The 12304-nt window shown below is 66.9% G+C and carries 9 protein-coding genes; 3 read left to right on the top strand and 6 right to left on the bottom strand.

Annotated elements, in window-relative coordinates; all coding sequences use genetic code 11:
* Positions 1–4: 4 nt before the first annotated feature.
* The 6 genes from AACH00_RS17090 to scpA all read right to left on the bottom strand — a co-directional run bounded on the left by AACH00_RS17090 (position 5) and on the right by scpA (position 8083).
* Positions 5–466 (bottom strand): VOC family protein, encoded by a 462-nt coding sequence (locus AACH00_RS17090; protein WP_341400393.1) that lies wholly within the window; start codon positions 464–466, stop codon positions 5–7.
* A gap of 6 nt (positions 467–472) precedes the next feature.
* Positions 473–2548 (bottom strand): acetyl-CoA carboxylase biotin carboxylase subunit, encoded by a 2076-nt coding sequence (locus AACH00_RS17085; protein WP_341400392.1) that lies wholly within the window; start codon positions 2546–2548, stop codon positions 473–475.
* Between the two features lie 257 nt (positions 2549–2805).
* On the bottom strand, positions 2806–4338 hold the full coding sequence (locus tag AACH00_RS17080) for an acyl-CoA carboxylase subunit beta (RefSeq protein WP_341400391.1): 1533 nt from the start codon (positions 4336–4338) through the stop codon (positions 2806–2808).
* Between the two features lie 75 nt (positions 4339–4413).
* A complete protein-coding gene (gene meaB, locus AACH00_RS17075) occupies positions 4414–5442 on the bottom strand; it encodes a methylmalonyl Co-A mutase-associated GTPase MeaB (RefSeq protein WP_341400390.1) in 1029 nt (342 codons plus the stop codon).
* Positions 5443–5451: 9 nt separating this feature from the next.
* Entirely contained in the window at positions 5452–5919 is a 468-nt protein-coding gene (locus AACH00_RS17070) for a GNAT family N-acetyltransferase (protein WP_341400389.1), read from the bottom strand.
* A 7-nt stretch (positions 5920–5926) separates the two neighbouring features.
* Positions 5927–8083, bottom strand: a complete 2157-nt coding sequence (gene scpA, locus AACH00_RS17065; protein ID WP_341400388.1) for a methylmalonyl-CoA mutase — start codon at positions 8081–8083, stop codon at positions 5927–5929.
* Positions 8084–8212: 129 nt separating this feature from the next.
* On the opposite strand from scpA, the gene AACH00_RS17060 reads away from it, so the two are divergent.
* From AACH00_RS17060 to AACH00_RS17050, 3 genes are all read left to right on the top strand, one after another.
* Entirely contained in the window at positions 8213–8860 is a 648-nt protein-coding gene (locus tag AACH00_RS17060) for a GntR family transcriptional regulator (RefSeq protein WP_341400387.1), read from the top strand.
* 66 nt (positions 8861–8926) lie between these two features.
* Positions 8927–10381: an SUMF1/EgtB/PvdO family nonheme iron enzyme gene (locus AACH00_RS17055; RefSeq protein WP_341400386.1), complete on the top strand. Its 1455-nt coding sequence runs from the start codon at positions 8927–8929 to the stop codon at positions 10379–10381.
* Between the two features lie 156 nt (positions 10382–10537).
* Positions 10538–12304, top strand: coding sequence for a GspE/PulE family protein (locus tag AACH00_RS17050; protein WP_341400385.1), 1767 nt, complete (start codon positions 10538–10540; stop codon positions 12302–12304).

Below are 12304 nucleotides of genomic sequence, written 5' to 3'. Positions count from 1 at the left end.
TGTTTCAGCCCAGTGCAGCCACCACGTCAGGCGGCGCCTGCACCAGCTCGATCAGCACGCCTTCACCGCACAGCGGGAAGTCGTCGTTGCCCTTCGGATGGATGAAGCAGATGTCGTGTCCGGCCGCGCCCGGGCGGATACCCCCCGGGGCAAACCGCACGCCGTTCGCCGTCATCCACTCGACGGCCTTTGGCAGGTCGTCAACCCACAGGCCCACATGGTTCAGCGGCGTCAGGTGCACGGCCGGCTTCTTGTGTGGGTCGATGGGCTGCATCAAATCGACCTCCACCGCGGTGGGGCCACTGCCGAGCGCGCAGATGTCTTCATCCACGTTCTCGCGCTCGCTGACAAACGTGCTCTTGACCTGCAGGCCAAGCATGTCGACCCACAGGGACTTGAGCCGCTGCTTGTCAGGCCCGCCGATGGCAATCTGCTGGATGCCGAGGATCTTGAAAGGCTTGCTCATGGCGGCTCACTCGAAGGCGATGATGTGCTGGTCCACGCTCAGGCTTTCGCCCTTCTGCGCGCGCACTTCCTTGACCACGCAGTCCTGCGTGGCCACGAGGATGTTCTCCATCTTCATGGCTTCGATCACCGCCAGCTTCTCGCCGGCCAGCACCTTCTGGCCCACGCTCACCGCCACGTCCACCAGCAGGCCCGGCATCGGCGACAGCAGGAACTTGCTCAGGTCCGGCGGCGCCTTGTAGGGCATCAGCTTGAACAGCTCGGCAGCGCGCGGCAGCAGCACCAGCGCATCGAGCTGCGTGCCGTTGTGGGCCACGCGCAGCGCCAGCGGGTTCTTGCCCGCCACCCGCTCCACCTGGGCGCTGAAAGGCTTGCCGTTCACGGTGCCGGTCATCAGGATGTCGCCCAGCTTGGTGCGGCTCTCGATGGCATACACCTTGTCGCCCACCTGCACATCGGCCGCACCACGCGCGGCGTCAAACACCGGCAGGTTCACGGCGTGGTGCACATGCTGGCCATTCGGGCCGAGCTGCACCACCACCAGATCAGCGTCGTTCTTCACACCGTGGCCAGGCAGCTGGCCGCTGATGCCGGCCGCACGCTCACGCGCCTTGCGGCGCACGAAGGCGGCGATGGCGACCAGGAACAACGGGTCGTCGTGCGGCACATCTTCGGCCTTGAAGCCCTGGCTGTAATGCTCGGCGATGAAGCCGGTGTTGAAGGCGCCCGTCACGAACTTCGGGTGGGCCAGCAAGGCCGCCTGGAACGGGATGTTGCTGCTGATGCCGCGAATCACGAAGCCGTTCAGCGCCGCGCGCATCTTGGCGATCGCGTCATTGCGATCACGGCCGTGCACGATGAGCTTGGCGATCATCGAGTCGTAGAACATCGGGATCTCGCCGCCTTCGTACACGCCGGTGTCCACCCGCACGCCGCCGTACTTGCCGTCGGCATAGGCCGGGCCTTGCAGCGTTTCCACCGACTGCTCCAGCTGCTGGGCCGGCGGTGCATAACGCACCAGTCGGCCGGTCGACGGCAGGAAGTTGCGGAACGGGTCTTCGGCGTTGATGCGGCACTCGATGGCCCAGCCGTCGCGCTTGATGTCGGCCTGTGCAAACGCCAGTCGCTCACCCGCGGCCACGCGGATCATCTGCTCCACCAGGTCCAGGCCGGTGATGCACTCCGTCACCGGGTGCTCCACCTGCAGGCGGGTGTTCATTTCCAGGAAGTAGAAGTCCTGGTCCTTGCCGACCACGAACTCCACGGTGCCGGCGCTCTGGTACTTCACGGCCTTGGCCAGAGCCACGGCCTGCTCGCCCATGGCCTTGCGGGTTTCGTCGGAAATGAACGGCGACGGCGCTTCCTCGATCACCTTCTGGTGACGACGCTGGATCGAGCATTCGCGCTCATGCAGGTACAGCACGTTGCCGTGGCTGTCACCCAGCACCTGGATCTCGATGTGGCGCGGCTCCAGCACGTACTTCTCGATGAACACGCGGTCATCGCCGAAGCTGTTGCGGGCTTCGTTGCGGCACGAAGCAAAGCCCTCGAAGGCTTCCTTGTCGTTGAAGGCCACGCGCAGGCCCTTGCCACCACCGCCGGCACTGGCCTTGATCATCACCGGATAGCCGATGCCCTTGGCAATCTCCACGGCCTGCTCGGGCGTGTCGATGGCGTCGTTGTAGCCCGGAATGGTGTTGACCCTGGCCTCGTTCGCCAGCTTCTTCGAGGCGATCTTGTCGCCCATCGCGGCGATGGAATAGTGCTTCGGGCCGATGAAGGTGATGCCCTCTTCCTCGCAACGACGCGCGAACGCTTCGTTCTCGGAGAGGAAGCCGTAACCCGGGTGCACCGCTTCAGCGCCAGTGGCCTTGGCCGCCGCGATGATCTTGTCGGCCACCAGATAGCTTTCACGCGAAGGCGCCGGGCCGAGCAGCACGGCCTCATCGGCCAGCTCCACATGGCGTGCGTCCTTGTCGGCCTCGGAATAAACCGCCACCGTCTTGATGCCCATCTTGCGGGCCGTCTTGATCACCCGGCAGGCGATTTCCCCGCGGTTGGCAATGAGGATCTTCTTAAACATGGTTGGTCTCCGCGGGGAACTCGCCTGCGTGCGCTTCGCGCACCAGGCAATCTGGCTTCGCCGAAACGGCCTTGCGGCCGTTTTCACCGCAGCTCGCAATAGGAATCTTCTTAAACATAGTGTTGACCTTCGATCAACGAGCGTCGCGTCGCGTCGCTCTGGATTTCAACCTAGCCGCATGCGCGGAACCGGCTCTGCCGGGCCGCTGCATGAGCCCCCTCGGGGGGCAGCGACCGGCAGGGAGCGTGGGGGCCTCGTTACAGTGGGATGTTTCCGTGCTTGCGCCACGGGTTTTCCAGCTTCTTGTCGCGCAGCATCACCAGCGATCGGCAGATGCGCTTTCGGGTTTCGTGCGGCTGGATGACGTCGTCGATGAAGCCGCGTGCGCCGGCCACGAATGGGTTGGCGAAGCGGGCCTTGTATTCGGCCTCGCGGGCCGCCAGCTTGACCGGGTCGCCCTTGTCTTCGCGGAAGATGATCTCCACCGCGCCCTTGGCACCCATCACCGCGATCTCGGCGTTCGGCCAGGCGAAGTTCACGTCACCACGCAGGTGCTTCGAGGCCATCACGTCATACGCGCCGCCGTAAGCCTTGCGGGTGATGACCGTGACCTTCGGCACCGTGCATTCGGCATACGCATACAGCAGCTTGGCGCCGTGCTTGATGATGCCGCCGTACTCCTGGCTCGTGCCCGGCATGAAACCCGGCACATCGACGAAGGTGATGACCGGGATGTTGAAGGCATCGCAGAAGCGCACGAAGCGCGCGGCCTTGATCGAGCTCTTGATGTCCAGGCAGCCGGCCAGCACCAGCGGGTTGTTGGCCACGATGCCGACCGTCTGGCCTTCCATGCGCGCCATGCCGATCACGATGTTGGCGGCGTAGTCGGGCTGCAGCTCGAAGAAGTCACCGTCGTCCACCACCTTCAGGATCAGCTCCTTGATGTCGTAGGGCTTGTTGGCGTTCTCGGGCACCAGCGTGTCGAGCGAATAATCCAGCCGGTTCGCGGCATCACCGCTCGGGCGCACCGGCGGCTTCTCGCGGTTGTTCAGCGGCAGGTAGTTGAAGAAGCGGCGCAGCATCAGCAGCGCTTCCACGTCGTTGTCGAAAGCCAGGTCGGCCACGCCGCTCTTGGTGGTGTGGGTGGTGGCGCCGCCCAGCTCTTCTGCCGTCACATCTTCATGCGTCACGGTCTTCACGACCTCGGGGCCAGTGACGAACATGTACGACGAATCGCGGACCATGAAGATGAAGTCGGTCATCGACGGCGAATACACCGCGCCACCGGCGCACGGCCCCATGATCATGCTGATCTGCGGGATCACGCCCGAGGCCATCACGTTCTTCTGGAACACGTCGGCATAACCACCAAGCGAGGCCACGCCTTCCTGGATGCGGGCACCGCCCGAATCGTTCAGGCCGATCACCGGCGCGCCAACCTTCATCGCCTGGTCCATCACCTTGCAGATCTTCTCGGCGTGCGATTCACTCAGCGCGCCACCAAAGACGGTGAAGTCCTGGCTGAAGGAGAACGCCAGGCGGCCGTTGATCATGCCGTAGCCGGTCACCACACCGTCGCCAGGGATCTTGGTGTCTTCCATGCCGAAGTCCACGCAGCGGTGTTCGACGAACATGTCCCATTCTTCGAAGGTGCCTTCGTCGAACAGCAGCTCCAGCCGTTCGCGGGCGGTCAGCTTGCCCTTGCGGTGCTGCGCCTCGATGCGCTTTTCACCACCGCCCAGTCGGGCTTTGGCGCGCTTTTCTTCAAGCATCTGCTGGATGTCATGCATGGTTGGCTCCTCAGGCACTCTCACTCGAAATCAAGTCAATTCAACACAAGCCGCCGCGGTGGTTCACCCTCGGCGTCAATGGAACAAATCAAGCAGCCGCCGGGCAGCCACCGAGGCTGCCACACGGCCAGCGCGCACGTCTTGCGTCAGCGCAGACAGCGTCTGGTTCACATCGGCATGCGCGCGGAAACGGGCCTTCAGGCCGACATCAATGCGCTCCCACATCCAGGCTTCGTCCTGGGCATGGCGGCGCTCGGTCAGTCGGCCACTGGCTTCCTGCAGCGCGCGAAAGCGGCCCACCGTGGCCCAGAAGGCATCCACGCCCTGGTTGCGCAACGCGCTCATCTGCATCACTTCGGGCATCCACGGCGCCGCGGCCTGCGCGCCGTCTTCGCCATGGCCGTGGTGGCCATAAATGCGCAGTGACGAGGTGATCTGCGCCCGCGCACGGGTGGCGGCGTTTTCATCGATGTCGGCCTTGTTGATGACCACCAGATCGGCGATTTCCATCACGCCCTTCTTGATGGCCTGCAGGTCGTCGCCCGCATTGGGCAGTTGCAGCAGGCAGAACATGTCGGTCATGCCCGACACCGCCGTTTCGCTCTGGCCTACGCCCACGGTTTCGATGATCACCACGTCATGCCCGGCGGCCTCGCACACCAGCATGGCCTCGCGGGTTTTTTCAGCCACGCCGCCCAGCGTGCCGCTGCTCGGGCTCGGCCGGATGTAGGCGGCCTCGTTCACGCTGAGCTGCTCCATGCGCGTCTTGTCGCCGAGGATCGAGCCGCCCGACAGGCTGGAGGATGGATCAACCGCCAGCACCGCCACGCGGTGGCCCCGGGCGATCAGGTGCAGGCCCAGCGCCTCGATGAAAGTGCTCTTGCCCACGCCCGGCACGCCGGAGATACCCAGGCGGAACGAACGCCCGGTGTGCGGCAGCATGGCATTCAGCAGGGCATCGGCCCGCAAGCGGTGGTCGGCGCGGGTCGATTCCAGCAACGTGATGGCCTTGGCCACCGCACGGCGCTGCTGCATGGGCGCGCCCTGCACCACATGCTCCAGCAAGGCCGCATCAGCAGCCGGCAAATCAACGGCAGGCAGCACGCTCAACCCTCAAGCCCGGGCTGCGCGCGCGGGCCGCAGGTAGTACAGGTCCCACTCGCCTTCGGCCTGCAGCACGAAGCCGTGGCGCAGGTAGAAGCGGTTGGCGTCACTCAGCTTGAGCGCCGTCACGCTGACCGCCTTGTGCTGCTCGTCCGCCTCCTTGAGCACCTGCTGCAGCACCCACGAACCCACACCCAGCGCCTGTGCGCTCGGGTGGATGTAGAGGTGGTCCAGCAACCAGTCGTGCTCACGGGGCACCACCACCACGAAGCCAACCAGCTCGTTGTCCTTCAGGATGTGGCGGGTGTAGGCCGGCAGGTAGCCGCGCGACAGCCGCTCGCGCGCACGCTGCGCGTCAAAGCGGCCGGCCTTCTCCAGGCTCTCGCGCATCGCGGCCAAGCGCAGCGACAGCAGCGCATCGAAGTCGTCTTCGCCGGCCGGGGCCAGGCGCAGGTTCATGTCGGCGGTGGCAGGCATGGGATCCTCAGGCGGCCTGGGCCGCACGAATCTGTTCCAGCACATCCTTCGCGCTGACCGGGATCGGCGTGCCTGGGCCGTAGATGCCCTTCACGCCCGCGTCGTAGAGGTAGCCGTAATCCTGCTGCGGAATCACGCCACCGACGAACACGATGATGTCGTCAGCACCCTGCTTCTTCAGCTCGGCAATGATGGCCGGCACCAGGGTCTTGTGACCTGCGGCCAGCGTGCTGATGCCCACGGCATGCACGTCGTTCTCGATGGCCTGGCGAGCGCACTCTTCCGGCGTCTGGAACAGCGGGCCCATGTCCACGTCGTAGCCCAGATCGGCAAACGCGGTGGCCACCACCTTGGCGCCGCGGTCGTGGCCGTCCTGGCCCAGCTTGGCGATCATCACGCGGGGGCGACGGCCGGCGTCTTCCGCGAACTGGGCGATCTCGCCCTTGAGCTTGTCCCAGCCTTCGGCACTGTCGTAGGCAGCAGCGTACACACCGGTCACCTTCTGGATGTCTGCACGGTGGCGACCGTACACCACTTCGAGTGCGTCGCTCACCTCGCCCACGGTGGCGCGCAGGCGCATGGCCTTCACGGCCAGGTCCAGCAGGTTGCCCTCGCCACTGCGGGCAGCGTCGGTCAGGGCCGTCAGCGCCGCCTGCACGCCGGCGGCGTCGCGGGTCGCCTTGATGGTGTTCAGGCGCTCGATCTGGCCGTCACGCACCTTGACGTTGTCGATGTCGAGGATGTCGACCGGATCCTGCTTGCTCAGCTTGTACTTGTTGACGCCGACGATGACGTCCTTGCCCGAGTCGATGCGGGCCTGCTTCTCGGCCGCGCTGGCTTCGATCTTCAGCTTGGCCCAGCCGCTGTCCACGGCCTTGGTCATGCCGCCCATGGCCTCGACTTCCTCGATGATGGCCCAGGCCTTGTCGGCCATGTCCTGGGTGAGCTTTTCCATCATGAACGAGCCGGCCCAGGGGTCGACCACGTTGGTGATGTGGGTCTCTTCCTGGATGATGAGCTGGGTGTTGCGGGCGATGCGCGACGAGAACTCGGTCGGCAGCGCAATGGCTTCGTCGAAGCTGTTGGTGTGCAGGCTCTGGGTGCCGCCGAACACGGCCGCCATCGCCTCGATGGTGGTGCGCACCACGTTGTTGTAGGGGTCCTGCTCGGTCAGGCTCCAGCCGCTGGTCTGGCAGTGGGTGCGCAACATCAGGCTCCTCGGGCTCTTGGCATTGAAACCCGTCATGATGCGGGTCCAGAGCAGGCGGGCCGCGCGCATCTTGGCGATCTCGAGATAGAAGTTCATCCCGATGGCCCAGAAGAAGCTCAGGCGACCGGCGAACTCGTCGACGTCCAGGCCCTTGGCCAGCGCGGTCTTCACGTACTCCTTGCCATCGGCCAGGGTGAAGGCCAGCTCCAGCGCCTGGTTGGCGCCCGCTTCCTGCATGTGATAGCCGCTGATCGAGATCGAGTTGAACTTCGGCATGTTCTTCGCCGTGTACTCGATGATGTCGCCGATGATCTTCATCGACGGCTCGGGCGGGTAGATGTAGGTGTTGCGGACCATGAACTCCTTGAGGATGTCGTTCTGGATGGTCCCCGAGAGCTTCTCCTGCGATACGCCCTGCTCTTCCGCCGCCACCACGTAGCCGGCCAGCACCGGCAGCACGGCGCCGTTCATCGTCATGCTCACGCTGACCTTGTCGAGCGGGATCTGGTCGAACAGGATCTTCATGTCCTCGACCGAATCGATCGCCACGCCGGCCTTGCCCACGTCACCGGTCACGCGCGGATGGTCGCTGTCATAGCCGCGGTGGGTGGCCAGGTCGAACGCCACGCTCACACCCTGCCCGCCGGCCGCCAGGGCCTTGCGGTAGAAGGCATTCGATTCTTCGGCGGTCGAGAAGCCGGCGTACTGGCGGATCGTCCACGGGCGCACCGCGTACATCGTCGCCTGCGGGCCGCGCACGAACGGCGCGAAGCCGGGCAGCGTATTGGCATGCGGCAGGTTGGCCGTGTCTTCAGCCGTGTACAGCGGCTTGACCGTGATGCCCTCGGGCGTCACCCAGTTCAGGGCGCCCACATCACCGCCAGGCGCTGACTTGGCAGCGGCCTTGGCCCATTGATCAAGGGTGGCAGGGGTGAATTCCGGGGCGTTCGACATGGGGTCTCCAGGGGGCCGTGCAGTGGTGCGGAAGATGCCGGGATCAGGCAAATTCCTCAACAAGACAGCCATGATACGTGATGCATAATTATGAATTCAAACTTGACACCGGTCTGACGCCCCTACCCCGTGCCCGCCAACGCTTCCCTTTTTGCCCCCCAGGCCCTGTACCTGCAGGTCGCTGAAAAACTGCGGGAGCAGATCTTCAACCGCGCGCTCGAACCCGGCAGCTGGATCGACGAGCAGAAGCTTTGCCTGGACTACGGCATCAGCCGCACGCCGCTGCGCGAGGCGCTGAAGGTGCTGGCGGTCGAAGGCTTGGTGACGATGAAGGTGCGGCGCGGCGCCTACGTGACCGAAATGTCGGCCGACGACGTGCACCAGGTCTACCGCCTGCTGGGCCTGCTGGAAAGCGACGCTGCCGCCGACATCGCGCAGAACGGCACCGATGCCGACCTGGCCGCGCTGCAGGCCCTGCATGACCAGCTCGAACAACAGGTGGACCAGCGCGACGCCTTCTTCGCCACCAACGAGCAGTTCCACCTGCACCTGCTGGCCGCGGCGGGCAACCGCTGGCGTCAGCAGATCGTGGGCGACCTGCGCAAGGTGATGAAGCTCAACCGGCACCACTCGCTGTTCAAGCAGGGCCGCCTGCATGAATCGCTGACCGAACACCGCGCCGTGATGGCCGCCCTGCAAGCCCGCGACGCAGCAGCGGCCGCCCGGCTGATGCGCGCCCACTTCGACAACGGGCTGGCGGCTGCCACCACGGCCTGACGCCGGCCCACCGGCCTGCGCAGAGCGCCGCGCGCGCCAAGCCGAGGCCGCGATAATCCCGGCCCGATGACCGCAGACACCCTCGACCTCCCGCACACCCTGGCCCACGGCAGCCGCCAGGAGCTGGCCGCCGCGCTCAGCGATGCCCGCCAGCACACCCTCGGCCTGCTCGACGCGCTGGTGGCCGCCCTGCCGCCCGGCCTGGAGCTGCGCGTGCTGCCCGAGCTCAGCCCGCCGCGCTGGCTGCTGGCCGAGCTGGCCTGGGCCGAGGACTGGTGGATTGCCCGCCACCCGCTGCGCCGCCTCGGGCCGCAGGCCAGCCCGGACACCCCCCGCTCAGCCGCCCCGCTGCCCCGGCTCGACGCGGCCGTGGCGCCCGGCCTCAGCCACGCCAGCCGCTGGCACCAGGACGTGCCCGATCTGCCCACGCTGCGCAGCCTGCTGGCCGCCAGCCGCCAGCGCACGCTCGCCCTGCTGGCCACCACGCCGCAGACCGACGATGCGCTGCACCCCTACCGCCAGGCGCTGCGCCGCGAGGACGAGCTGCGCCTGCTGCTGCTGACCATCTGCCAGACGCTGGGCCTGGCGCCCGGCCCGCTGGCGGCTTCCCCGCTGCCCTGCCCGGCCGCAGCCGATGATCTGGATGTGCCTGCGGCCACCCACCACTTCGGCGCCCCGCCCACCGGCCAACACCCCGCCCACGAACGGCCGGCCTTCGAGCTGGCCCTGCACGGCTTTGCGATCGACCTCGCCCCCATCAACTGGGCGCGCTTTTTGCCCTTCATCGAGGCCGGCGGCTACGAGGAGCCCCGCTGGTGGACACCCGAAGGCTGGGCCTGGGTGCGCCGCCAGAACCTGCTGCGGCCGCGGCACCTCAGCCGCAGCGACGACGGCCACTGGCTGCTCGCGCAGTTCGGGCAGTGGGTGCCGCTGGACCCGCGCTGGCCAGCGCTGTTTCTCAGCCGGCATGAGGCCCTGGCCTGGTGCCGCTGGGCCGGCCGGCGGCTGCCGAGCGAGCTGGAGTGGGAAGCCGCCGCTCGACTGGCCGCAGACGACCTGCCCGACAGCGCAGCCGACACCCGCACCCCGCCCTTCAGCTGGGGCCAGGCGCTGGAATGGACGCTGAGCGACGCACTGCCGTGGGCGGCCGTTGCGGCTGCAACCAACACCACCGCCACTGAGTCGGTTGAGCCATTCACCACCGAACCCGGCGATGCCCCCACCTGGCCCGCCGGCCTGGCCGACGAGCCACTGGTCAGCCTGCGCGGCGCCGGCCCCTTCACCGCACCGCGGCTGGCCACCCCCTGGACGCGCCACAGCGCCCCGCCCGGCTGGAACGCCTGGCCGACCGGCTTTCGGAGCTGCGCGCCGCTGGCAGACGGCGTGAGCGCCGTGCACGTGGGGCCAGCACCGGACTTCGTGCACCACAGCGCGCTGCTGGCCGCGCCCCGGCCGCCGCGCAAGCGGGCCGCGCCGAAGCGCCCGCCCGACAGCGACCTGCTGAGCACCGGCACAGAGTGACAACAGGGCGGCGCAAACCGCCCTTTTTGAGCCTTACTTCACGCCTCATCGGCCTAGCATTCCCAGACCACACCCGGCTGCGTGCGCCTTGCGCCTGCTGCCGGGTGCACGGCGCATGGCGCGCCACCGGCAGGTCTGATCACCAATGCAACGCCCATGAGCAACGCCGAAGACACCGCCCTCTCCACGGCCGCCGCCACCCCGGCGCCGGCCACGTTCACCAAGCCGCCTCGCCTGCGGCTGGGCGACGTGCTGGTGCAGCAGAAGCTGGTGTCCGAGCAGCAGCTGCAATCCGCACTCGAAGAAGGCAAACAAACCGGTAAGCGCCTGGGCCGCCTGCTGATCGAGCGCGGGCTGGTGACGGAAGAAGCCGTGGTGCAGGCCCTGGCCACGCAGCTGCGCATCCCCTTCGTCAACCTCAAGACGTTCCCGATCCGCAGCGAGGCCGTGCGCCTGCTGCCCGAATCCCCCGCCCGGCGCCACCGCGCGGTGGTGCTGGAAGACAAGGGCGACCACTGCACCGTGGCCGTGGCCGATCCGCTCGACTTGTTCGCCTATGACGAACTGACGCGCCTGCTGCGCAAACCCATCCAGATGGCGGTGGCGGCTGAAAGCCAGCTGCCGGCCGTCTTCGATCGTTTCTACCGCCGCACTGACGAAATCACCGGCCTGGCCAAGGCGGTGGAGAAAGACGTCGGCGACGCGGTCGACTTCGGCGCGCTGCAAGCCAGCGTAGGCCAGGAAGCCGCGCCGGTCGTCAAGCTGCTGCAATCGCTGTTCGAGGAAGCGCTGACCGTGGGCGCGTCCGACGTGCACCTGGAGCCGCAAGAACGCGAGCTGCTGATCCGCAACCGCGTGGACGGCGTGCTGCAGACCCAGGCGCAGGCCGACAAGCGCATTGCCGCCGCACTGACCCAGCGACTGAAGCTGATGGCCAGCCTCGATATATCGGAGAAGCGCTTGCCGCAGGACGGCCGCTTCACGCTGCGACTGAAAGAACGCACGCTCGATGTGCGGCTCTCGACCATGCCCAGCCAGCACGGCGAATCCGTGGTGATGCGCTTGCTGGGCCAGGACAACGGCGTGCGCCGCCTCGACAGCATCGGCATGCCCTCGGCCATGCTCTACCGCTTCACCGAAATCCTCGGTCGCTCGTCCGGCATGGTGCTGGTCACCGGCCCGACCGGCTCGGGCAAAACCACCACGCTGTACGCGGCACTCGCCGAAGTGGACGCCGAAGCGAACAAGGTCATCACCGTGGAAGACCCGGTGGAATACCGCCTGCCCGGCCTGACGCAGGTGCAGGTGAACGACAAGATCGAGCTGACCTTTGCCCGGGTGCTGCGCGCCTGCTTGCGGCAAGACCCGGACGTGATCCTGGTCGGTGAAATGCGTGACCCGGAAACGGCCGAGATCGGCCTGCGTGCGGCCATGACCGGCCACATGGTGCTCTCGACGCTGCACACCAAGGACGCCATCAGCACCCCGTTCCGCCTGCTTGACATGGGTGTGCCCGCCTTCATGGTGGCCACCTCGCTGGAGGCCGTGATCGCGCAGCGCCTGGTGCGCGGCGTGTGCGCCAACTGCAGCGAGCCGCAAACCCTCAGCCCGCAACAACAGACCTGGCTGAACACCATGGCCGGCGAGCGCGCCGCCAGCATCCAGCCGCGCCGCGGCCGGGGCTGCTCGGCTTGCAACAACACCGGCTACAGCGGCCGTCTGGGCGTGTATGAAATGCTGGAGATGGACGCCGAGCTGACCCAGGCCGCCACCCACGGCGACCCGACCCGCTTCCTCGCCACCGCCCGCCAGCGCATGGCCGGCCGCACGCTGGCCGACCACGCGCTGGAGCTGGTGCGGCTGGGCAAGACCTCCATCAGCGAAGCCATGCGCATGGCCTCCGACACCGACCCGGGACGCTGA

It is taken from the genome of Ideonella margarita (assembly GCF_038066635.1).
Taxonomy (GTDB): domain Bacteria; phylum Pseudomonadota; class Gammaproteobacteria; order Burkholderiales; family Burkholderiaceae_C; genus Ideonella; species Ideonella margarita.
The sequence above is the reverse complement of the archived record's forward strand: the minus strand, read 5'-3'. Positions and strand labels throughout refer to the sequence as shown.